The 22,012-nt window shown below is 67.3% G+C and carries 18 protein-coding genes; 6 read left to right on the top strand and 12 right to left on the bottom strand.

Annotated elements, in window-relative coordinates:
* Window positions 1–23 precede the first annotated feature (23 nt).
* Together tssK and icmH are read left to right on the top strand one after the other, a co-directional pair.
* A complete protein-coding gene (tssK, locus tag SOM61_RS22090) occupies window positions 24–1,382 on the top strand; it encodes a type VI secretion system baseplate subunit TssK (protein ID WP_320476179.1) in 1,359 nt (452 codons plus the stop codon).
* On the top strand, window positions 1,379–2,143 hold the full coding sequence (gene icmH / locus SOM61_RS22085) for a type IVB secretion system protein IcmH/DotU (RefSeq protein WP_320476075.1): 765 nt from the start codon (window positions 1,379–1,381) through the stop codon (window positions 2,141–2,143). The genes tssK and icmH overlap by 4 nt, the downstream gene beginning before the upstream one ends.
* Window positions 2,144–2,291: 148 nt before the next feature.
* Here icmH and SOM61_RS22080 read toward each other — a convergent pair whose 3' ends face one another.
* From SOM61_RS22080 to SOM61_RS22065, 4 genes are all read right to left on the bottom strand, one after another.
* The gene (locus SOM61_RS22080; RefSeq protein ID WP_320476074.1) at window positions 2,292–3,065 is read right to left on the bottom strand and encodes an OmpA family protein; all 774 of its coding nucleotides are present in this window, start codon (window positions 3,063–3,065) and stop codon (window positions 2,292–2,294) included.
* Window position 3,066: 1 nt separating this feature from the next.
* The gene (tagF, locus tag SOM61_RS22075; RefSeq protein WP_320476073.1) at window positions 3,067–4,017 is read right to left on the bottom strand and encodes a type VI secretion system-associated protein TagF; all 951 of its coding nucleotides are present in this window, start codon (window positions 4,015–4,017) and stop codon (window positions 3,067–3,069) included.
* Window positions 4,014–7,778 carry a type VI secretion system membrane subunit TssM gene (gene tssM / locus SOM61_RS22070; protein ID WP_320476072.1) on the bottom strand — a complete coding sequence of 1,255 codons (3,765 nt, stop codon included), beginning with the start codon at window positions 7,776–7,778 and terminating at the stop codon, window positions 4,014–4,016. Before tssM ends, tagF begins: the two co-directional genes overlap by 4 nt.
* Before the next feature lie 122 nt (window positions 7,779–7,900).
* The gene (locus tag SOM61_RS22065) at window positions 7,901–8,740 is read right to left on the bottom strand and encodes a M15 family metallopeptidase (protein WP_320476071.1); all 840 of its coding nucleotides are present in this window, start codon (window positions 8,738–8,740) and stop codon (window positions 7,901–7,903) included.
* Window positions 8,741–8,799: 59 nt separating this feature from the next.
* Between SOM61_RS22065 and SOM61_RS22060 the strand changes: the two genes are divergently transcribed.
* The 3 genes from SOM61_RS22060 to SOM61_RS22050 all read left to right on the top strand — a co-directional run bounded on the left by SOM61_RS22060 (window position 8,800) and on the right by SOM61_RS22050 (window position 13,469).
* Window positions 8,800–9,471, top strand: coding sequence for a hypothetical protein (locus SOM61_RS22060; RefSeq protein ID WP_320476070.1), 672 nt, complete (start codon window positions 8,800–8,802; stop codon window positions 9,469–9,471).
* Window positions 9,472–9,554: 83 nt separating this feature from the next.
* Window positions 9,555–11,204, top strand: a complete 1,650-nt coding sequence (locus SOM61_RS22055) for a VRR-NUC domain-containing protein (protein WP_320476069.1) — start codon at window positions 9,555–9,557, stop codon at window positions 11,202–11,204.
* Between the two features lie 6 nt (window positions 11,205–11,210).
* Window positions 11,211–13,469, top strand: coding sequence for an ATP-dependent DNA helicase (locus SOM61_RS22050; protein WP_320476068.1), 2,259 nt, complete (start codon window positions 11,211–11,213; stop codon window positions 13,467–13,469).
* A 3-nt stretch (window positions 13,470–13,472) separates the two neighbouring features.
* Here the strand turns inward: SOM61_RS22050 and SOM61_RS22045 are convergent, their stop codons facing one another.
* From SOM61_RS22045 to SOM61_RS22015, 7 genes are all read right to left on the bottom strand, one after another.
* Window positions 13,473–14,201 carry a LytR/AlgR family response regulator transcription factor gene (locus SOM61_RS22045; protein ID WP_320476067.1) on the bottom strand — a complete coding sequence of 243 codons (729 nt, stop codon included), beginning with the start codon at window positions 14,199–14,201 and terminating at the stop codon, window positions 13,473–13,475.
* Between the two features lie 3 nt (window positions 14,202–14,204).
* Entirely contained in the window at window positions 14,205–15,278 is a 1,074-nt protein-coding gene (locus SOM61_RS22040; RefSeq protein WP_320476066.1) for a sensor histidine kinase, read from the bottom strand.
* Entirely contained in the window at window positions 15,278–16,000 is a 723-nt protein-coding gene (locus SOM61_RS22035) for a LiaI-LiaF-like domain-containing protein (protein ID WP_320476065.1), read from the bottom strand. Before SOM61_RS22035 ends, SOM61_RS22040 begins: the two co-directional genes overlap by 1 nt.
* Complete coding sequence (locus SOM61_RS22030; protein WP_320476064.1) at window positions 15,990–16,364, bottom strand: LiaF transmembrane domain-containing protein; 375 nt, start codon at window positions 16,362–16,364, stop codon at window positions 15,990–15,992. The genes SOM61_RS22035 and SOM61_RS22030 overlap by 11 nt, the downstream gene beginning before the upstream one ends.
* Before the next feature lie 171 nt (window positions 16,365–16,535).
* Window positions 16,536–16,712: a hypothetical protein gene (locus SOM61_RS22025; protein WP_320476063.1), complete on the bottom strand. Its 177-nt coding sequence runs from the start codon at window positions 16,710–16,712 to the stop codon at window positions 16,536–16,538.
* A 70-nt stretch (window positions 16,713–16,782) separates the two neighbouring features.
* The gene (locus tag SOM61_RS22020; protein WP_320476062.1) at window positions 16,783–16,944 is read right to left on the bottom strand and encodes a hypothetical protein; all 162 of its coding nucleotides are present in this window, start codon (window positions 16,942–16,944) and stop codon (window positions 16,783–16,785) included.
* 400 nt (window positions 16,945–17,344) lie between these two features.
* Entirely contained in the window at window positions 17,345–20,344 is a 3,000-nt protein-coding gene (locus SOM61_RS22015) for a TonB-dependent receptor (RefSeq protein ID WP_320476061.1), read from the bottom strand.
* 235 nt (window positions 20,345–20,579) lie between these two features.
* Between SOM61_RS22015 and SOM61_RS22010 the strand changes: the two genes are divergently transcribed.
* Window positions 20,580–21,533 (top strand): N-acetylmuramoyl-L-alanine amidase-like domain-containing protein, encoded by a 954-nt coding sequence (locus SOM61_RS22010; RefSeq protein ID WP_320476060.1) that lies wholly within the window; start codon window positions 20,580–20,582, stop codon window positions 21,531–21,533.
* A gap of 61 nt (window positions 21,534–21,594) precedes the next feature.
* Here SOM61_RS22010 and SOM61_RS22005 read toward each other — a convergent pair.
* Window positions 21,595–22,012: IS1595 family transposase (locus tag SOM61_RS22005; protein ID WP_320476059.1), on the bottom strand; the 418-nt coding region annotated here is incomplete at its 5' end.

Raw genomic sequence — 22,012 nt, 5'->3', positions numbered from 1 at the left:
TGAACGGCGAGGAGGCGATCGTGATGCCATCCAAGGTCTTATGGGGCGAGGGATTGTTCCTGCGGCCCCAGCATTTCCAGCAGCAGGACCGCTACCACGAGGGGCGCCTGAACCAGACCGCCTGCGCCTTGCACCCGTATTGCTGGGGCGTGCGCAAGCTGGCGGTCGATCTCGACGCGCTGCGCAGCGACATCCTGCGCATCGACGAGCTGTCGCTGCTATTCCCCGACGGCGAAGTGGTGCGCGCACCGGGCGACGACGTGCTGCCGCCGCAGGTGCGCCTGGGCGACCTGCCGCCGGCGCAGCAGACGGTCACCTACCACGCCGCCCTGCCGGCGCTGCGCACGCACGGCGACAACTGCGCCAACGGCCTGGACGCCCTGGAGACCATCGACGTGCGCTTCGGGCGCATCGATCGCGAGACCCAGGACTTGTATACCCAGGCGGCCGACGCCCCCATCACTTACCTGCGCAAGGCGCTGCGCCTGGTGGCCGACAGCGAGCCGCTGGAAGCCTACGAAAGCTTTGCGCTGCTGCGCCTGCGGCGCGTGGCCACCGGCGGCTTCGAGATCGATCCCGGCTTCATTCCGCCCAGCCTGTCGATCGACGCCGTGACGATGCCTGGCGCCGGCCTCTACATCGGCCTGGCGCGCCTGATGGAAAAGCTGCTGGCCAAGGTCAACGCGCTGTATGGCGACCTGCGCGAGCCGAGCCGCAACGTGGTCGAGATCCGCGGCGGCGACGTGTCCTCGTTCTGGCTGCTGCACACGGCCAGCGCCGGCTATGCGGCGCTGGCCCACTACCTGCACCACCGCGAGCTGCATCCCGAGCGCCTGTACGGCGCCATGCTTGAACTGGCCGGAGGACTGATGACCTATTCGCGTAGCTACCGGCTCGAGGACCTGCCCTCCTACGTCCACGCCGATCCCGGCCCGCAGTTCGCGCGCCTGGACGGTATCATCCGCGACCTGCTGGACACCGTCATCTCGTCGCGCTACTTCACCATCGCCCTGCACAAGGACCGCGCATCCTACTACCACGGAGCGCTCGACTCGGGCCGCATCAACGCCCAGACCACCTTGTACCTGGCGGTGGCGGCCGACATGCCGGCGCTGCGCCTGGTCGAGGCGGTGCCGCTGCAGTTCAAGGTCGGGGCCCCCGAAGACGTCGACAAATTCGTGCTGTCGGCGCTGCCCGGCGTGAAGCTGGTGCATGCGCCCCAGGTGCCGAGCGCGATCCCGGTGCGGCCCGACACTTATTATTTCGTGCTCGAAGGCCGCTGCGCGCTGTACGAGGCAATGCTCAAGGCCCAGGCGATCTCGGTGTACGTGCCGAGCGGCGTGCGCGAACTGCGCCTCGAACTGATCGCGGTGTCGGCATGAGCGCCTTCGTCGAGCGCCGCGCCGCGCCCAGAGGCGAGGATGGAAAACTCGCCAACCGCCGCCAGCGGCTGGTGGACATCATGTACGAGGGTTTCCACGCCCTGTTCCTGCTCAAGAACGGCTGCGGCCCCCAGGACAAGGGCGCCTTCGCCGACAATATGACCGCCTTCCTGGCCGACGTCGACCGCAGCGCCAAGGCGCTCGGCATCGCGGCCGAAGACGTGACGGCGGCCAAGTACGCCTATTGCTCGGCGGTGGACGAAATCATCCTGCGCTCGAGCTACGAGGTGCGCGAGGCCTGGGAAACCCGTCCGTTGCAGCTGCGCGTATTCGGCGACCAGCTCGCCGGCGAGCATTTCTTCCACCGGCTGGAAGACTTGCGGGCCAAGGGCGCGCAGCAGGTCGAGGCGCTGGAGGTCTTCCATATGTGCCTGCTGCTGGGTTTCCAGGGCCGCTATGCGCTGGACGGCAAGGACAAGCTGGACTACCTGGTGGCGCGCCTGGGCGACGAGATCGCCCGCATGCGCGGCCGCACGCGCGGCTTCGCGCCGCACGCCGAACGGCCAGACCAGGTGGTCAACCGGCTACGCAGCGACCTGTCGCTGTGGGTGCTGGCGTCGGTGTTCACGCTGGCCGGGCTGGGCGCCTACGTCGGCTTTCGCACGGTGCTGGGCAACGAGTCCGAGTTCGCGCTGGCGCACTACAACGACCTGGTCAAGCTGCCGCCGAAGGCGGCGCATGTGACCATCACGCTGCCTTGATCAGCTTTTAACGTTAGCCTCAGCACGTCGTACCCGCGAAGGCGGGTACCCAAGTCTGCGTGCGGGCCTGAATCGCGGTTTGGGCTACGCAAAGGAGCTTGGGTTCCCGCCTTCGCGGGAACGACGGGCCATGTGAGCGGGCCAGATCTTACTGAATCACCTTGAACTCGATCCGCCGGTTACGCGCCTTGCCCTCCGGCGTGCGGTTGTCGGCCACCGGCCGGTCCGGGCCTTCGCCCGACACCGCGATCGACTCTTCGGCGATCCCCTGGCTCACCACATAGGACTTGACCGCCTCGGCGCGCGCCTGGCTCAGCGACAGGTTGCCGGCGCGCGAGCCGGCGTTGTCGGTGTGGCCGATCACCTCGACCTTCACGCCATTGAGCTTTTTCAGGGCCGCCGTCATCCCGTCCAGCACCTCGGTGCCGGCAGGGGTCAGGGTCGCCTTGCCCGACTCGAATTCGATGATGCGGTCGGCCAGCGCCGCATCCAGCACGCCCTGCTGCGACACGGTCACCCGCAGGCCGTTATTGACCGTATAGGTCGGATTGAGCCGGGCCGCGATCTCGCCGGCGATCTGCTGGCGCTGGGCTTCGCTGGCCACGTCGCCGCGCAGGCTGACGCTGTTGCCCTCGACTTTCAGCTGGCCGCCCTTCACCAGGCGCAGGCTCGGTCCGATCAGGCTGCCCACGTAATTGTTCCAGTTGGCCGGCGTCGACACGGTGCCGACCGACAGCTGGTCGACCACCCGCTGCGCCCCGTACACGCCGCGCAGGCGCTCGAGCAGCGCGGCCTTGGCGGCTTCGTCGGCGACCATGCCGCTGACAACGACCGGGGCCTCAGCCGCGCCGGGCGGCGTCTGCGCGGCCAAGGGAAAGGCGCCGATCAATCCAAGCAACAGGGTCAGAGTGCGGAGTTTCACGTCAGGCTCCAATGAAGGTCTTCATGAACAGGTCGCGCGCCAGCGACAGCGGCAGGTCGGGCTGGGCCAGGTGGCTCGACAGCTGGCGCACGTCGGCGTCGAACTGCAGCTGCTCGTCGATCCAGTCCGTGTCCAGCAACCGCACCTGCAGCTCGGCGCCCACCAGCGGGTCGATCACGGCGCGCAGGGTTTCCGCCAGCGCCGCGCAAAAACCCACCACCAGCACCGGCCGTTCTTCCTGGCGCGTGATGAACAGCGCCAGGTCGAATTGCGCGCGGCGCAAAAAAGGCGTGATCAGTTCGAGCCAGAAGGCGGCCACCGGATAGCGCGCCGACGGGTTGTGCGGCAGCGGCAGCACCAGGCTTTTGTGCAGCTCGGCCGGCTGGCTGTGCATCACCGGCTGCAGCAGCAATCCCAGCGCCAGCACCAAGCGAGCCACCCCGCAGCGGTCCAGCAATGAATCGAGCGAGGCGATCGTGCCGTGCTCCATCCAGCGCGCCAATGCCGCCTCGTCCCCGAGCCCGATCGCGCTGTCGGCGATCGCCTGCAGGTAGGCGGCGGGATCGCCCTCGCCCAGCACCTTGGGGCAGATCTCTTCCAGGAATACCCACAGCGGCGCGAAGGCCAGCGGGCAACGGGCGACGAAGGCGGCGGGGTCGCTGACCGCCAGCGTGCGGGTGGCAAGAAAAGGGAAGCGCCGTCCCGACTGGTCGTGGCTGGCCAGCAGGTGGCCGGCCACCGCGTGGTGACGCGCCGGGCCGACCAGGGCGAAGCTCACCGGCGCCATCGCATCGTAGTGAAAGCGCCAGCGCGCATCCGACGGCAGCAAGGTCATCACCTGCGCCAGCCAGGCGTCGAGCATGCCGATCGCGGCCGGGTCATGGGCCAGCTTGACGAAATCGGCGCGCGCCGGGACCTTGCCGAAGTAGCCGATGCGGTCCGCACGCATCATTGGGCTCCCGCGCTGGCCAGCGCCGGCGCTGCGTTCTGGACATCATGGCGCCCGACGATCGCCGGCGGCAGGCGCAGGCCGCGGAAGCCCTGGGCCTGGCTCTGGCCGCCCCCGGTGGACTGCGGGCTGCTGACGATCTTCAGGTCGACCGCCACCGACACATTCTGCGCGCTCCAGCGCAGTTCGAACACGCCGCCGTCCTTGCGCGTGCGCTGGGCCGCCTCGAACAGGCGTTGCAGCCCGAACTGGCCCGGCTGGTTGAACAGCTCCACCGTGCGCCCATCGAAGGTGACGGCCGAGACCCGCGCTCCCGAGACACCCTGCGGTCCTGGATGGACCATATTGCTCCAGCTTGGGGGCGTGTTCCGGTAGCGCAGCTGCTGGCCGTCGATCTCGAGCGTGTATTCGAGCGTGCCGGGCGCGCTCAGGGGCAGCACCTGGAACACGGTCTGGGCCGCCCCGCTGGCCGCCACGCCGTTGTTCGACAGCGGCGCCACCCAGCCCGGGAAGGCGGCCACCGCCTGCGGCGCCAGCGCGATGCCGATGTCGGCCCAGGTGCGCGCCGCCAGCACGTCGCCGCGCCGCACCACCAGCGGCCCCATCGCCGTGCCCACGAACTTGGCCACCGCGCCCTCGGGGCCGAACACCTGGCCAATCTCACCCGGCGTCGCCTCGACGCTGGACTCCTGGGCGAACGGGTACTTGGTGGCGAGCGTGCGGGTAAACGGCTCGACCACCTGCGCCTGCCAGGTCTTGTTGATCTCGGCCTCGGACGGCAGCACGATCATGGCGAAGGTCTGGGTCAGCGGGCGCACCAGCAGCGGGCGCAGCGCCTGTTTCTGGCTGTCGCTCATCCCGGTCAGCATCTGTTCGTCGACGTAGCGCAGCGCGTCGGCCAGCTCCGAGCCGCTGCCCTCCAGCGTCTGCTGCATGAACTGCTTGGCGCCGGGGCCCGGGTCGCCCTGGTTCTTGAGCGCGTTCAGCCGCGTGCGCAGGCGAGAGAGCGCGTCGAGGTAGCCGGTCATCAGGGACGCCTCCTTCTCCCTGGCGCCGACCAGGCGCGCCACGCCGGCGAACTCGCGGCCGATGGGCCCCGCGCCCTGCTGTTGCTGGGCCAGCAGCTGGGCCGGATCGACGGTGTCGGCCAGGGTGCGCGCGTCGGACGGCGCGCGCCGCAAGACCACCTGCTTGAACCACTCGATCGCGCCGCGCTCGGTCTTGCCAATGGGCGCGCGCAGGCCGCCCGGATTGTCCCAGGCCGTCTCTTCGTAGATCGTGCTCAGCAGCTTGGCAATCGGCGAGGATTGCGGGTCGCCCAGGCGGTTCATGGCTTGCACGCTGGCGTCGAAGCCGCGCAGGTCGGCGATCGCCACGCCCTGCACGAACTTCGACCATTCGCGCGCATAGTCGGCCTTGTACAGGTCGATCAGCGCCTTCTGGATCTGTTCCGGGCTGCCTTCCAGGGTCAGGTCGTCGCGCGCGGCCGTCTTGAGCACCCAGTCGACCGTGTTCAGTTCCTTGTTCGAGGCATCCCGGATCGCGCCCAGCACGAACTTGTCCCAGGCCGCGCGGGTGAAGGCGCCGCCGATGGCATGGCTGCCGGCCACCAGCGCCGCATCCTGCTCGCCGACGATGCGCGCCACCGTCACCGCCGGGAAGCGGGTGGCGGCGCGGGTCTTGATGTCGGCATACACGCGCTCGCGCGCCGGCGTGCCGCGCACCACCCGGCGCAGGTGTTCGCGGGTGGTGTCGAGCAGGCCCAGTTTATTGGAAATCTGCGGCCAGGCCGGGTCGTCGATGTGGGCCAGGTGGAAGGTCATCAGGCGCTCGGCGCTGCGGATCATCTGCTCGCGCGGCATGCTGCCGCGGTTCGTTTCCAGCCAGCCGCGCCAGTAGCGTGTGAGCTGGTCGTTCAGGTGGCCCGGCTCGGCGTACGATTTATTGCCCAGCATGAGATAGGTCTTGAGCGCGTTGTAGGCGTCGCCGACATCCGTGGGCGACGCGTCCTGGTAGGGCTGGCCAAGCCTGGGCGCGGTGGCGGAGACAGATGCGGGCGCGGCCACCTGGCCCACCGGCTCAAGTCCGGCGGCCTTGTTGTTCACCTGCGTCAGCATGGTCTCGAGCGCGCCGGCGACCGGTTCGACCATCACCGCGCGCACCCCGGCGAAGTACTCGTCGCGCAGCTTGCGCGCCAGGACCTCGCCCTGGTACAGGCCGAAGCCCAGCGCCCACGGCTTGTCGTCGGCGTAGCGTTCGATCTGCTCGATGCGGTCCTGCAGGATGTCGAGCGCCTCCAGGCGCGACTGCAGGTCGATGCGGCCGGCCTGCAGCTTCATCACCTTGTCGAGATCCGACTGCACATTGGCGACCAGCTGGCGATTGCCCATATACGACCACGACCAGCCGCCCATCGCGCAGCCCAGCAGGATCGTGGCGGCGAAGAAGGCGCCCAGTTTCCAGCGCGCCGCGGATGGATTCGTGTAGCGCTTGACCAGTTCGCGGTCGGCGAAGATCACCTTGCGGAACAGCTCCAGCAGAAAATACCCAGACTGCGAACCTGCCGGCTCGCCAGAAGCCTCCCCACCCTTCCGCTCCAGCAGCGCCAGGTCGAAGCGGCTGGCCACGCGCCGGCTCGACAGGTCTTGCACGCTGCCTTCCTGCAGCGCGCTGGTGAAGTAAAAGCCGCGGAACACCGGCTTGAACTGATAGGCATTGTCTTCGAACAGCGTGGCCAGGAAGGCGCGCAGCGGCGTGCGCAGCGCGGCGAATTCCAGCGGGAAGGTGAACACGCCGGAACGCAGCATCGTGCTGCGGTTGGCGCCCATGCCGGCCAGGCTCATTTCCTTCAGGCCGTCGACCAGTTCGTCGAAGTGCTCGTCGAAGAAGGCCAACACGTCCTGCGGCGCGGCGCGCCGGTTATAGCGCAGGGTCGCGCCCCAGATCCGTTCGCGCTCGGCCTGTTCGCTGTCGTGGAAGAAGTCGACGAAGCCGGCGACCAGGTCGGCCTTGGTGAAGACTACGTACACCGGCGCGTGCACGCCCAGGCGCTCGGTCAGCTCCTGCACCCGGGTGCGCAGGTTCTTGGCCAGTTCGTGCGAGGCGGTGGCCGGGCCGGCCATCAGCTCGGCGACGCTGACCGCGATCAGGATGCCGTTGATCGGCGCGCGCTGGCGGTGTCGCTTGAGCAGATCCAGGAAGCCGAACCATTCGACACGGTCGTCGTCCTGCACCGAGTAGCGCCCCGCCGTATCAAGCAGGATGCCGTCGGTGGTGAAGAACCAGTCGCAGTTGCGGGTGCCGCCCACGCCCTGCAGCGCCTTGTTGCCGGGGATCGGGAAGCTCAGCCCCGAGTGCACGATGGCGCTGCTCTTGCCGGCCGCCGGGTTCCCGATGATCATATACCACGGCAGTTCGTACAGGGCCGCGGCGCCGCGGGTCAGGCCCAGCCTGGAGGTCTTGATGGTGCCGACCGCCTCCAGCAGGTTCTTGCGCAGCACCGCGACTTCGTCCTTGCCGCCTTCGTCGGTGGCGGCTGCGCCGGCAATGGCGCCCGCCAGCTTGCGCGCACGGTGTGCACGCCAGGCGCGGCGCAGCATCCACCAGATGCCCCAGCCGGCCAGCAGCGCCAGGGCGCCGATGGCGGCCCACACGATGCCGAGGCCGAGCAGGCCGGCGCCGATTACCAGAATGGCCGCCAGCGCGGCGACACCGATCGCGACCAGCACGCGGCTGTCGGCTAGGTACTTCCAGAGTCGTGCCATGGCGGGGGTCTCTTGTAGAAAAATCTCACAGGAAATGGTCGCACGGGCATACGGCACGCTGCTTGACTCTGCGCAATGCGGCCAAAATCCGAAAAATTGCGCAACAGCCCGCAGGCACCGGTTCAGCGCCCCATCACGCCGCGCATGCGCAATTCGATGTGGCCGAAATCCATCATCTTCCAGCGCCCGCCCCAGGTCAGGCCCAGCGATTCGGCCACCTGGCCATACAGCTGGTAGCCGCGCATCGCCCACGGATCTCTTTCCGAAATCACCAGCTTGCCGTTGCGCAGGAAGGCGCAGTCGGCCGCCAGGCCGTACTGGTGCCAGCTCTGGAAGGCGCGCGCATTGGTCACGTGGCCGCCGCTTGCAGCCAGCTCATCCTGGCGCGCCGGACTGCGGTAGCCTTCGAGCAGCGCCATCTCGTAGCCATGCTGTTCCTTCATGATCTTGAACGCCAGCAGCAGGCGCTGGCTGAAGTCGGGATGCAGCAAGCCCCAGTTGCGGCTGGCGCCAACCAGCATCGGCCGCACCAGCTCGACCTCGGCCGTGGTAAATACGCCCGGCGGCAGCGCCACCGGCGGCACCAGCTGCTCGCCGGCCAGCAGCGCCGCCACCTGCTCGTCGGGCAAGGCGGTGCTGCCCTCGTACACCGGCAGCATGGCCGGATTGCTCAGGGCCAGCGCCAGCAGCGATGGAATCAACACCGCAGGCGCGCCGATGGCCAGCAGCACCTGATGGCGGCGCACGCCCTGCACCACCCGCTCGCGCAGCGACAAGGTCACGCTGTCGCGCATGGCGCCGGCGGCGCGCGTGCCGGCATGGCCCCAGGCCCCTGCGCGGCCGGCCAGACCGCGCACGACATGCATTCCGCGCGACATCCATGCGCGTCCACTTGGAAAAAGAACAAGCCAAGCCAGGCCTGAAGCGAGACAAACGTACAGAAGGGCGATAAAGATCAGCATCGGACTCCCCAGGATTGTTTCTAATCAGAACAGCAGAAGCCAATCTTAGGAGTAATGTCGTGCGTCCATCAGACGAAAATCAAGACAACCGCATGCATGCGCATATGCGTCCCAACCTGATGTCGTCGTCGCGCCGCGGCGGCCGTGAAGACAGCATCCTCGCCAAGCTCGAGCGCGAGCCGGCGCGCCGCGCGGGCACTGGCAATGGCGGGCGCCTGGCCTGGTATGGCGCGGCGGTGACGGTCGCAGTGGGTTTGACGGCGACGCTGGCCTGGCTGGCGGCCGGCGCCGGTCCTGCGCCGCTCGAGGTGGCGCGGCCCGAGGCGGCGCCCGCCCCGATCGCGGAGATGGCCCCTGCGCCGGTCGAGACGGCGGTGATCGTCGACGCTGCGCCTGCGCCGGAGCCGGTGCTGGCGGCGGCGCCTGCGCCCGTTCCCCCGCTGCGCCTGCTCGAGCCGGCCACCGTGCCTGCGGCCCCGCCCAAGGCCGCGCCGGCGCCCGTCAAGGCGGCCCCGCTGCCGCGCCGTCCGGAAGCACGCGCCGCCGCGCCAACCCGCCCCCGGGCCCAAGCATCACGCCAGGCCACACGTCCTGTCCGGACGGTCAATCCCGCGCGCACCGGCGAGTCCCAGGACGACAGCGACGTCGCCCTGATCTCGGCCGTGATCTACCATGCCAACGGTCATGCCGCTCCGACGGAAGACGAAGCCCCTGCCCCTCCGGCACGTTAAGCGTGGCAAATAGGCCGCACCAGCCGGGCGGCCAGCGCCGGAAAACGCTATACTGTATATAAGCACAGGTTAGGCGTTTGCTCATGATCAGGGTGTTGGAAAACGAGTTTTATTATCTGGATAACTTCCAGCGGGTCCTCGACTGGATCGGCGAACGCTATGGCGACTTGCTGGACGACGGCGAACATGCCTTCCTGGCCGGGTTTCCCTGCTTGCCGCACAATGCGCGCGCCCTGTTCGTGCGCATGGTCATGCGTAAGGGCAATCTGTTCCGGGCCAGCAAACTGAGCTATGCCGAGATCGGCTGCCCGGTCGAGGCCGCGCAACACCTGCTCGGCACCGGCTGGATCGAGCCCGACCCCGAACTCACGCTCGACGAGCTGTTCGAGCTGCTGTCCAAGCCCGAGCTCCTTGACGCCTTCGGCGCCCAGTTGCCGCGCAAGACGGCGCGCAAGGAAGAACAGCTGGACGCCCTGCGCCCCGTGTTTCCCGAGGCGCGGCGCTTCTCCGGCTGGCATCCGGCCTGTCCCGACATCGCCTGGCGCATCCTGGTCAAGCCGCTGTGCGACCGCCTGCGCCTGGTCTTCTTCGGCAACCTGCACCAGGGCTGGACCGATTTCGTGCTGTCCGACCTGGGCCTGTTCCGCTACGAAAGCGTGGACATCTCGCCCGCCTCGCGCGGCTTTCGCCAGCGCGCCGACGTCGACCACTACCTGCAACTGCATGCCTGCCGCGAGCGCTTCGCCGCCGGCGAAGACGTGGACGACGTCGTGCGCGACCTGCCCGTGCACGCTTTCGACAATGACTGGCTCGAGGGCCGGCGCGAAAAACTGACGTTCCAGATCGGCCAGCACTACGAAAAGCTGAAGAACTGGGACGGCGCCTTCGCCGCCTACGCGCGCTGCCGCTTTCCCGGCGCGCGGGCGCGAGCGATCCGCGTGCTCGAAAAACACGAGCGCTTCGAGCAGGCGCATGCCCTGTTGCTTCAAGCGCAGTCCGCGCCCGAGAACGATGCCGAGCGCCAGCACCTGGCCCGCATCGCGCCGCGCCTGGCCCGCCGCCTCGGCCACGCGCGCCTGGCCCCGCGCGGCAAAACCCAGGTCGAACGCATCGAGCTGTGCCTGGCGCCGCCGAATGGCGAACGCTGGGTCGAGGGCGCCGTGCGCGGCCACCTGCACGGGGCCGATGCCCCCGTGTTCTACGTCGAGAACGCACTGGCCAATACCCTGTTCGGCCTGCTGTGCTGGCGCGCCGTGTTCGCCGCCATCCCGGGCGCCTTCTTCCACCCCTTCCACCGCGGCCCGGCCGACCTGCACAGCGCCGACTTCCACCAGCGCCGTCGCGCGGAGTTCGCCGCCTGCCTGGCGGAGCTGGACAGCGGCAGCTACCGCGACACGATCCGGCTCACGTATCAAGAAAAAGCCGGCCTGCAATCGCCCTTCGTGCACTGGGACGGCGTCACGCCCGAGCTCATCGAACTGGCCCTGGCCTGCATCCCGCCCGCCCACCTGCGCAAGTGGTGCGAACGCATCCTGGCCGACGTCAAGGAAAACCGCACGGGCTTCCCCGACCTGATCCAGTTCTGGCCGCTTGAGGCCCGCTACCTGATGATCGAGGTGAAGGGCCCGGGCGACCGCCTGCAGGACAACCAGCTGCGCTGGATCGACTACTGCGCGGTGCATGAGATGCCGGTGGCGGTGTGCTACCTGCAGTGGCTCGAGATGGCGGCTTAGGATTACGTGAGCTACACCATCGCCGTACGCTCCCTGTGCGAGTTCACCGCCAAACAGGGTGACCTCGACCTGCGCTTCACCCCCTCCCCCAGCGCCCAGGAAGGCATTGCCGGCCACGCCGTCGTGGCCGGCCGCCGCGGCGACGGCTACCGCAGCGAGGTCGCGCTGTCCGGCCAGTGGAACGACTTGCACGTGCGCGGCCGCGCCGACGGCTACGACGCCAATGAAAACCTGATCGAAGAGGTCAAGACCCACCGCGGCCGGGCCGACGCCATTCCCGACAACCACCGCCACCTGCACTGGGCCCAGCTGCGCGTCTACGGCCACCTGATGTGCCAGGAACAGGGCATGGAATCGGTCAAGCTGGCCCTGGTCTACTACGACATCGCCAGCGGCGTCGAAACCGTGCTGCGCGAAACGCGCGACAGCGCCTGGCTGCGCGCGCATTTCGACGGTCTGTGCCAACGCTTCTCGGGTTGGGCAGCCAGTGAAGCGGCGCACCGCGCGGCGCGCGATGCCGCATTGACCGGGCTGTCGTTCCCGCATGCCGACTTCCGTCCCGGCCAGCGCCAGCTGGCCGAAAGCATCTACCGCGCCAATACGGGCGGGCGCTGCCTACTGGCGCAAGCGCCGACCGGCATCGGCAAGACCGTGGGCAGCCTGTTCCCGGTACTCAAGGCCATGCCGCGCGAGAAGCTCGACAAGGTGTTCTTCCTCGCCGCGAAGACGCCCGGGCGACGCCTGGCGCTGGACGGCGCCGCGACCCTGTGCGGCGCCAGCCAGGCGCCCTTACGGGTGCTTGAACTCACCGCCCGCGACAAGGCCTGCGAGCATCCCGACAAGCAGTGCCATGGCGAATCCTGCCCGCTGGCGCGCGGCTTCTACGACCGCCTTCCGGCCGCCCGCGCGGCCGCGGCCGAGGTGCTCGTACTGGACCGCGAGGCGCTGCGCGAAGTCGCCCTGGCGCACGAGGTCTGTCCCTATTACCTGGGCAGCGAGATGGCGCGCTGGTCCGACATGATCGTCGGCGACTATAACTATTATTTCGACGGCAGCGCCATGCTGTACGCGCTGGCGCTGAACAACGGCTGGAAAACCAGCCTGCTGGTCGACGAGGCCCATAACCTGGTCGGCCGTGCGCGCTCGATGTACAGCACCGAACTCGATCGCGAGCTGCTGCGCCTGGCCCGCGCCGGCGCGCCGCCGGGCATCAAGAAGGCGCTGGAGCGCGTGGGCCGGGCCTGGACCGCGGTCGACAAGACGGCGCCGGCGCCCTACCAGCTGCTCGAGAAGATTCCATCGAAGCTGGTGGATGCATTGCAGGAGATGGGCAGCGCCATCAACGAACACCTTGCGGCCTTCCCCGGCCCGCTCGACCCCGACCTGCAGCGCTTCTATTTCGACGCCATGGGCTTCGTGCGCCTGGCCGAATCGTTCGGGCCGCACTCGCTGTGCGACCTGAGCCGGGACGCCGATCGCCCCACCCTGCGCGACTCGACGATCTGCATCCGCAACGTGGTGCCGGCGCCCTTCCTCGGCCCGCGCTTTTCCGCCACGCATTCGAGTACCCTGTTCTCGGCCACGCTCGGGCCCTGGCACTACTGCCTCGATACCCTCGGCATGCCGGAAGACACGGCCTGGGTCGAAGTCGAATCGCCGTTCAAGGCAAGCCAGCTCGAGGTCCACATCGCGCGCGGCATCTCGACCCGCTACCAGGTGCGCGCGGCCTCGGTCCAGCCGATCGCCGAACTGATCGCGCGCCAGTACCGCGACCGTCCCGGCAACTACCTGGCCTTCTTCAGCAGCTTCGACTATCTCGACAAGGTGGCGAACGCGCTGGAGCGGCTGGACCCGACCATCCCGGCCTGGCGCCAGGAGCGCCGCATGAGCGAGCACGATCGCCAGGGCTTCATCGACCGCTTCGCCGTTGGCGGTTCAGGGGTGGGCTTTGCGGTGCTGGGCGGCGCCTTCGGCGAAGGGGTCGACCTGCCGGGCGAGCGCCTGATCGGCGCCTTCGTCGCCACCCTCGGACTGCCCCAGGTCAATCCCGTCAACGAGCAGCTGCGCGAGCGGATGCAGGCGCTGTTCGGCGCCGGCTACGACTACACCTATCTGTATCCCGGCATCCAGAAGGTGGTGCAGGCGGCCGGCCGCGTGATCCGCACCGAGCAGGATCGCGGCGTCGTGTGGCTGATCGACGACCGCTTTGCCCAGCCGGGCATCAGGACCTTGATGCCGGCTTGGTGGGAGCTCGGGTCACAGTAGAACTTACGCCAGTAGTTCGCGTATCTTCTGGTAGCCGCTGCGGCTGATCGGCAGCTTGACGCCGTCCCTGAGCACGGCGCAATAATTGTCCTTGCTGACTGGCTCGATGCGCTCGACCGCGCCGACATTGACGATATAGGAGCGGTGAATGCGCACGAACATGGCGCCATCGAGCTGCGCTTCGAGTTCGGACAGGCGCTGGTGCTTCAGGTAAGCCTTGCCGTCGGCGCATATCCGCACATAGTCGTCCTGGGCCTCGATGTAGTCGATGCTGTTGGCGGCAACCACGTGCACGCGGGCGCCATCCCTGATCAGTATCCGTTCGAGCGGCTGCTGGCGTGCCTGCGCCTCCTTCACCACGGCCTCGATCCGGGTCGGCTGCGGGGAACGCAGGCGCGCCTGATTCAATGCCTCGGCCAGGCGCTCGCGCGAGAATGGCTTGAGCAGGTAGTCGAGCGCATGCACCTCGAAGGCGCGCAGCGCGAACCGGTCGTAGGCGGTGGCGAAGATATAGTGCGGCTTGGCGCCGGCCAGCTCCACCACTTCGAAGCCGTCCAGCTTGGGCATCTGGATGTCCAGGAAGACCAGGTCGGGATCGTGCTCGGCAATCGCCTTCACCGCCTCGAAACCGTTGGCGCATTCGCCCACGATCTCGACGTCGGGATGCGCCGCCAGGTATTCGCGCAGCAGCGCTCGCGCCAGGTGTTCGTCGTCCACGATCAGGGTTCGCATCCCTTACTCTCCAGTGTCGGCGGGCAGCACCAGCTCCACCCTGAAAATATTCTCCACGCGCGCCGCATGTACGCTTGCTTGGGTGCCGTACTCCGCCAGCAGGCGCGCCCGCACATTGGCCAGGCCGATGCCGCCGCCCGCGGCCCCACCGGAGCCATCCGGATCGACGTCGTTCTCCACCCGCAGCCTGAGCTGCGAACCGGCCCGCTCGACGTGCACGCGCACCATGCCGCCATCGAGCAGCTGGCCGATGCCGTGCTTGACCGCGTTCTCGACCAGCGGCTGCAGGATCATGGGCGGCAGCAGGCAAGCCTCGGCCTGTTTGTCCACATGGCGCTCCGTTCCCAGGCGCGGCCCGAAGCGCACCTGTTCGATGGCCACGAAACGCTCGACCAGTTCCACTTCCTGGGCCACCGTCACCTTGCGGTGCGCCTCCAGTCCCAGCGTCTGGCGAAAGAAGCCCGCCAGCTGCAAGGTCATGTCGCGCGCCGCGCCGGCGTCGATCGCGGTCAGGGCGCTGATCGAATTGAGGCTGTTGAACAGGAAGTGCGGATCGACCTGGGTGCGCAGCATGCGCAGTTCGGCGTCCTGGGCCAGGAGCTTCAGTTCCAGCTCGCGCCGCTCCAGGCCGCGCGCGCGTTCGAACTCGAGCGCCAGGTAATGGGCGCAGGCGGTCATCCCGTACAGCAGTACGCCGACACCGAACATCACCGCCGTCAGGGGGCGCGACATTGCGACGGCCTGCCCTTGCCCCTGCGGCGCCAGCCACTGCCACCACGCGGCCCAGCCGGACGCCGCGGCGCACCACAGCAGGGCCGCGCATACGGCGGTGAGAAAGAACACGCCCAGCACCGCCGGCGTCGACTTGCGCCCGAGCGGATAGGCGCGGCACAGGTAATAGGCCGAGAAGCCGCACACGGCGGCATAGACCAGCACCAGCGGCAGCGCGAACAGCAGGCTGGCCGCCAGGCCGGAGCCGCCGGTGGCGGACAGCAGCCCGGCCAGCATCAGTCCCAGCATCAGCCAGGCCGCCAGGTATAGCGCGGCGCTGCGCCGCGCCCAGAATCCGCCGCCCATCAGTTGCGGATTTCCACGCCACCCATGATCGCGTAGCCGCGGATGACCAGCCGCTTGCTATTGTCCGGCGGCGCGATGGTCTTTTCCTCGAAGCCGCCCAGGATCGGCGTGCCATGCAGGACGATGGCCCAGTCGGGCGGGCACTTGATGGTCACGCCGCCCCAGAAGGCGAACACATTGACCACCGCCTCGCCCTGGATCGAGGCCCCGCGCATATCGAGTTCGCAGCCACCCATCACCGCCGTGATTTCGCCGCCGCGGAAGTTCTGGCTCGTGACGCGGCGCTCGTAGCCGCCCAGGATGGCGGTGATGTCCAGCACCTCGCCCATGCCCACGTCCACCGGCGCGCCGTCGACCATCGCCACCCCGTGTTCCAGCGCGCGCTTGCCGCGCAGCGCCTTCGCCACCAGGAAGCCGCCGAGGCCGATCAGGACCAGCGGCCAGATGGTGCGCCAGCTGAAGTCGATGATGTCCATCCGGTCCAGCATCAACAGGATGCCGACGCCGACCAGCCCGGCCCCGAGCAGGGTGCCGCCCTGGGTGCGGGTGTCGCACAGCTTGACGGTGCCGACGATGACGAACAACATCGGCCAGAACGAGAAGGCGCGGTGCATGTCGACCAGGCCCAGGTTATCGAGCAGGAACAGCAGCCCCATCCCGATCACGAGCAGGCCGAGCACGACCTGGCTGGTCACGCCTTTTGCATGCGGATCATTTTTCATGGCGGCTCCGTTGATTGTTGGCGAAGCGGCGCGCGATGAATGGATCCAGCACCAGCTTAACGCCCCACATCAGGATGAACAGCGGCCAGCTGTTGCGAAAGGTGAGGCCAAAAGCATTCTCCAGCACGGCAAACAGCCACAGGCCGGTGAACACGGTCCACAGCCCGTTGCCGAATTCCTTCGGGCTCGGGTAGCCGATGGTCTGGCCGATGCCGACCACGACCAGCAGCAAGGGGGCGTAATGCCAGTAATCCTGGGCATCGATATAGTGCAGGCGGTCGAGCAGCACCACCGCGCCGACGACGATCAGGAGCAGGCCCCACAGCACCTGCTTGCGCCAGCGATAGGCATCTTCGGACTCCATTGCGTGACTCCTCTCGTTATCGAACTGGATACACGATAGCAAACGGGAAGGCAATCGCGAAAGCGCTATTCGGTGAATGGCGGCTGGAAGGCGGCGAATGGAGAAGATCGGGCAGGATGGACGTAAAAAAGCCCGCTTCGCAGGCGGGCTTTGTGCAGCGTATGGGGTAAATCAGGCAGCCGTCTGCGCTTGCTCGCGCTGGGCCTGGCCTTTCGGCTGGTTGCGGTACTTGGCGCGGGCTTCGGCCTGGCGCACCGCTTCGCGCGCCACATTGGTGCGCTTGATCTCGAGGCGTTCCTTCTTGCCGCGGTGCTGGGCGATGTGTTTGCTGCCGATCTTGCTGGTCATGGATGTCTCCTGTGGTGGGCTGGGCGCCGCGTCCTCGCGGGACGTCGGCGCGAAAAGAGTGAAGCGAAGCTCAGGAGCGGTTGGTGCCCATCTTGAGGTCGGCCGGCATCAGCATGCCCCAGCCAAGCTGGCGCCGGATTTCTTCCGGGGTCGGCGGCGGTTTCGGGTCGCGCGAGCGACGTTCGAGATAGGCGCGCACCAGGTGCTTGGTTGGATGCTTGACATCGTACATGGCAACCTCCGCTTCCGTTATGGGCCGCGCCTGACTGCTGTGGGCGCGGCCCTGAAATTGGTGCCGATCCTCGAGGCGACCGGCTAACCTGTTGAGGTTTCGGATGGCAGCGAATCGAATCGCGCGTTCCTCACTCAGACAGCTGCATCTTATCGAAACCTGCGCCATTGCACCGTTAGGTGACGCACACTTCGCGCGTCAATACAGATGAGCAGGCTTGCAGCTCTCCTCTTTCGCCTGCCGAAAAACGTCGTTCCTGCCACCGGCAAAAATCGTCGTCCCCGCGAAGGCGGGGACCCAATTGTGCCAGCGCAGCCACCCACGGTGAAGCAAGTGGACTGCGCAGAACCTGGGTCCCCGCCTGCACGGGGACGACGGTGGCTGGTGAAGCCCGGCCGGATCAGAACTTGTACTTCAGGTTCAGATAGTACTGGCGGCCGCTGACGTCCAGCTTCTGCTGCTCTTCTTCGCTGTAGCGATACTGGGCGCGCTTGGCGTTGGTCAGGTTGGTCGCGTCGAACGTCAGCACCAGGTTCTTGGCCAGGTTGTAGCTGGCCGAGAAGGCCAGCGTGGTCACGGCGTCGGCATAGGTCGGTGCAGTCGGCATCGCGATACCGTTGATCACCGACAGGCCCTGGCTGTTGGCGGTCGGCGACGGCGCGGTGGTGCTGTTCACGTACTCGCCGCGGTAGTTGGCCACCAGGCGCGACGAGATCTTGTCGTCCTCGTAGTACAGGCCCAGGTTGCCGGCCCATTCAGACGCGCCGACCATCGGACGGCCATCGTCGACGCGGGTCTTGGCGCGGCTGACGTTCGAGGTGAAGCCGAAGTTCGTGCTGCCGAACGGCTGCTCGTACTGCACTTCGATGCCGTGGATCTTGGCGCCCTGCTGCGAGGAGCTGTTGATCGCGAAGGCCTTGACCGTGTTGTCGCGCGGGTCGACCAGGTCGACCGTCGACGAGCCGGTGGCGCCGGTCTTCACGTAGCCGTCGATCTTCGAATGGAACACCGACACGCCAACCAGCGAGCGCGGCGCGAAGTACCACGACCAGGCGATGTCGATATTGTCCGAAGTGAGCGGGCGCAGGTCTGGATTCGGACCCGTCACGCGGCAGCCGTTGGCGTCGCAGGTCGGGCCGACGAAGCCGCTGCCCAGCAGATTGTAGTTCTGGCGGCCGATGGTGCGGCTGGCGCCGAAGCGCGCGATCATGTCGCGGTTCAGCTCATAGCGCAGGTTGAAGCTTGGCAGCCAGTTGTCGAAGGTGCGCTTGGTCGGCGTCTTGTAATACATGGTGCCGGCCTTCGGATCGAACGGCTGGCCGTCCGGGATCGGGGTGGCGTCGCCGGCATCGGTGATTGCGCCCGGATAGCCGGCGCAGACGGTGGCCGGCTGGCCCGGCGCCGAACGGTCGCAGGCGCCGGTCGGGATCGGGGTCGCGATATTGGCCTTGACTTCGGTGCGCGTGAAACGCAGGCCGAGGTTGCCCGACCAGCGTTCGCCCTCCAGGTTGGCCATCATGTAGGCGGCGCTCTGGCGCTCCTTCATGTCGATCTCGGAGCTGACCCGGCGTTCCCACGCTTCCGAGGTTTCCTTGGTGGCGCCCGAGATGTAGTCGATGGTGCCGTCCTTGGTATAGGTGAAGCCGGTATTGTCCCAGCCGTTGCCACCCAGGCCATCGCCGAAATCACCCGGATACGGCTGCCAGCCGGTGGTCGGGGTGGCCGGATTGCCGACCAGCGCGCCGGTACCGGGCACGGTCAGGTTGGCGCGGAAGGCCGGGCCGCGGCGGCCGCTGGTGCGCTCGTGGTCCGAGAAGCGCACACCGCTTTCCAGCGACTGGAAGATGCCGCGGTCGACGCGGTATTCGGCGTCGAACTGGGCGCTCCATTCCTTGTCGACGGTGCGCACGCCCGAGGCGGCGCGATCGACCACGCGGTAGCCGCTGCCGTCGGCGTTCAGGCCCGGCTGGTTGGCGCCGGCGCCGTGGTACTGGACATACGGCGCATCGTGCAGGCCGCCCAGGGCATACGAGATGCCGGTGCCGTAACGCGCCAGGGTCAGGCCCTGATCGAGCTCGGTGGAGCCGACGCCACGCGTGGCCGACAGCAGGGTCTTGACCGTCAGGTCGTCGTTGACGCGGTACTTGGCGTCGAGGTCCAGGAATGAACTTTCGGCCTTGGCGCCTTCACGGAAGAAGCCTTCCGAGTTGCCGACGTATTGCGGGCTGGTGCCGTCCGCATACATGATGTCGGCCGACTTCAGCACTTTCAGCGGGTGGCCATAGACAGTGGTCTCGTCGACGATCATCGGGTTGCGGATCTGGGCGTAGACGCGCTGGCCGTTGGAGTTGGTGTTGACGGCGGCGGCAGCGGTCGAACCGAGCGGATGGTTTTTACCAAGCAGCATCGAGTAGATCGCACTCGAGGTCAGGCGGCCATGGTTGTCGGCGTCCATCGACGAGTGAAAGCCCGTGAGGCTGACGTCCAGGTCGCGGTTCGGCTTGAACTGCAGCGACAGCATGCCGCCCTTGCGGTCGCGCACCGATTCCACGAATTCCGAGCTCATCGAACCCGGCAGGCGCACGCCGTTCAGGTCCGAGGCCTTGAGGCCGGTGCCGGCCAGCGATGCATCGGTGATGCCCAGCATGGTCGAGGTGTTGATTACGTCCCAGCCGCTATTGGTGCCGTAGGCGAAGCGCGACACCGAGTCGCGCCGCACATAGCGTTTTTCGGAGAACAGCGAGGCCAGCACGCCGAAGGTGCCCTCTTCGTTCTTCCAGGTGACCGAACCGTTCATGTCGGGCGCGTAGCGGCCCGGCAGGTCGGCGTAGCTGGCGCCGACGCTGACCACGCCCGAGAAGCGCTCTTTCTGCGACAGGGGCTTGCGGGTCGAGACGTTGATGGTGCCGGCCAGGCCGCCATCGATGATGTTGGCCTGCGAGGTCTTGTAGACCACGGCCTGGTTCAGCACGTGCGACGGCATCAGCGACAGGCTGGTCGAACGCGAGCTCGAGGCCTGGTCCGCGACGTACCAGTCGGCGCTGCTGACGGTGTGGCCGTTGAAGACGATCAGCGACATGTCCGGGTTGGTGCCGCGCATCGAGACCTTCTCGGCCTCGTCGTAATCGGTACGCACGGCCACGCCGGCCAGGCGCTGCAGGGAGTCGGCCAGGTTCTTGTCCGGCATCTTGCCCACGTCTTCGGCGGTGATCACCTCGACGTTGGCCGAGGCATCGCGCTTGACCGCCAGCGACTTGGCCATCGAGGCGCGGATACCGGTCACTTCGACCGTTTGCATCGGGGTGTCGGCCGGTGCGTCCTGGGCCATGACCGGCAGGGCTGCAAGGCTCCAGACTGCCATCGATACGGCCGCTGCGAGCGGCTTCTGCTTGAACATCATCTCTCTCCTGGGAATAGTGCTATCGTTATTGCTTAAGGCAGACTGAAGGCTGCCATGCTCCGAGTATTCATGTTCATTTCACCTGTGAATAATCACTTGTGTTCGCTTCTATATAACTTGAAGGAATGTACATAAAGTCGCCCTTCCTGCGGTTATGGATGTGCGAAGAAATTTCATTACCCAAGCCAGGCGCACCAGATTAGCTTGACGTTTTTTCCCCACATTGATGAACGCCATGCGCCTTACCTGCCTGCTGCTTGCCAGCGCCGTCCTGACCGGGTGCGCGACCGCGCCCGCCACCAAATCCATCCCGGGCGCGCCGCCGCCACCGACGCCGCTGTCCGCCCTGCTGCAAAAGCAGGTCTACCAGATGACGCCTTTCGAGGCCGGCCAGTACATCGCCCACATGCAGGGCGCCGAGCCGGACCTGAAGAAGCGCATCGCCGCGATCGGCCGCCAGAACATCGGCCAGCCCTACTCGCTGCACCTGCTGGGCGAGTTCCCCTACGAGATCCACGACAGCCTGCCTCTATATAGCCTGGCGCAGAGCGATTGCGTGGTGTTCGCCGAGCATACCTATGCGATGGCCTTGTCCGGCACGTGGGAAGAATTCTTCTGGATGCTGCAGCGGATCCGCTACCGCGACGGCGTGATCGGCGTGGCCACGCGCAACCACTACACCGAGATGGACTGGAACGTGGCCAACCGCTGGCTGGTGACCGACGTCAGCGCCCAACTGGCCGGCGCCGGCGGCCCTGCGTACGACATGAAGGTCGACCGCGCGCGCTTCCTGGCCACCCGCCACAACACGGTGCGCGAGATCCCGGTCGAGACCAGCCGCCAGGCCTATGTGCCGAAGGAGCAGGTGGCGGCCATCGCCAGCCAGTTGCAGGAGGGGGATTTCGTCAACGTGATCTCGACCCGCGACGGCGAATACTGGGCCTCGCACGTGGGCCTGGTGGTGCTGGGGCCGAACGGCGAGCGCCACTTCCTGCATTCGGCCGAACCGCAGGTGCGCGAGGAGACGTTCGAATCGTATATCGGGCGCACGCTCGAGCGCCAGGAGCGCAATGCGCGCGCGGGCAAGCGCGGCCAGGCGCTGGCCGGCTTCAAGTTCCTGCGCCTGAACGAACAGATCACGGTGCCGCCGATGGCGCCGCAGCCGCGTCCGGGTCGTCCCGCGGCCTGACATCGTTGCCAGCGTTCCGGCCTGCCGGGCCGGGACGCTTTCTTGTTTGGCGCTGTCATCGTTACCTGTTGATGACCCCGAATGCAATACGCAGCAATTGCACGACAGAAGAGACTCTCCCGCCATCGAGCGCCCAATGCCAGCCCAGATAGTTGGTGAGCCAGCGCGACGCCACGCCATGGAAGCGCGCCAGCCATTCCTTGAAGCGCCGGTGATAGGCGTTCACATTTTGCACATGGATGGCGCCCTCGGCCCCGTTGCGGACGCGCTCGCCGGCACTGAGGTTGACGGCCTGGTGCGCGACGCCATGGGCGCGGGCAAAGGCGGGATAGGCGGCGTTGGCATCGGTGACCAGCAGCGCCTGGGGATCGAGTTTTGGCAGTAAGTGCTTGACCAGTTGGGCTACCTTCAAGGCGCCGCGACCGGTCACGGCGTCGATGGTCTGGCCGCTGCGGTCGCGCGCTACCAGGATGCAGTCG

It is taken from the genome of Massilia sp. CFBP9012 (genome assembly GCF_034045115.1).
In the GTDB taxonomy this organism is placed as follows: Bacteria; Pseudomonadota; Gammaproteobacteria; order Burkholderiales; family Burkholderiaceae_D; genus Telluria.
This window is presented reverse-complemented; position numbering and strand designations above follow the sequence as displayed.

What these genes read in the sequence shown, in the direction of transcription:
- icmH (WP_320476075.1), top strand. Translation starts at nt 1,379, where the DNA reads ATGAGCGCCTTCGTCGAGCGCCGCGCCGCGCCCAGAGGCGAGGATGGA.
- tssK (WP_320476179.1), top strand. Translation starts at nt 24, where the DNA reads ATGCCATCCAAGGTCTTATGGGGCGAGGGATTGTTCCTGCGGCCCCAG.
- tagF (WP_320476073.1), bottom strand. Translation starts at nt 4,017, where the DNA reads ATGATGCGTGCGGACCGCATCGGCTACTTCGGCAAGGTCCCGGCGCGC.
- SOM61_RS22015 (WP_320476061.1), bottom strand. Translation starts at nt 20,344, where the DNA reads ATGATGTTCAAGCAGAAGCCGCTCGCAGCGGCCGTATCGATGGCAGTC.
- SOM61_RS22010 (WP_320476060.1), top strand. Translation starts at nt 20,580, where the DNA reads ATGCGCCTTACCTGCCTGCTGCTTGCCAGCGCCGTCCTGACCGGGTGC.
- SOM61_RS22055 (WP_320476069.1), top strand. Translation starts at nt 9,555, where the DNA reads ATGATCAGGGTGTTGGAAAACGAGTTTTATTATCTGGATAACTTCCAG.
- SOM61_RS22035 (WP_320476065.1), bottom strand. Translation starts at nt 16,000, where the DNA reads ATGAAAAATGATCCGCATGCAAAAGGCGTGACCAGCCAGGTCGTGCTC.
- SOM61_RS22040 (WP_320476066.1), bottom strand. Translation starts at nt 15,278, where the DNA reads ATGGGCGGCGGATTCTGGGCGCGGCGCAGCGCCGCGCTATACCTGGCG.
- SOM61_RS22065 (WP_320476071.1), bottom strand. Translation starts at nt 8,740, where the DNA reads ATGCTGATCTTTATCGCCCTTCTGTACGTTTGTCTCGCTTCAGGCCTG.
- tssM (WP_320476072.1), bottom strand. Translation starts at nt 7,778, where the DNA reads ATGGCACGACTCTGGAAGTACCTAGCCGACAGCCGCGTGCTGGTCGCG.
- SOM61_RS22030 (WP_320476064.1), bottom strand. Translation starts at nt 16,364, where the DNA reads ATGGAGTCCGAAGATGCCTATCGCTGGCGCAAGCAGGTGCTGTGGGGC.
- SOM61_RS22020 (WP_320476062.1), bottom strand. Translation starts at nt 16,944, where the DNA reads ATGTACGATGTCAAGCATCCAACCAAGCACCTGGTGCGCGCCTATCTC.
- SOM61_RS22045 (WP_320476067.1), bottom strand. Translation starts at nt 14,201, where the DNA reads ATGCGAACCCTGATCGTGGACGACGAACACCTGGCGCGAGCGCTGCTG.
- SOM61_RS22025 (WP_320476063.1), bottom strand. Translation starts at nt 16,712, where the DNA reads ATGACCAGCAAGATCGGCAGCAAACACATCGCCCAGCACCGCGGCAAG.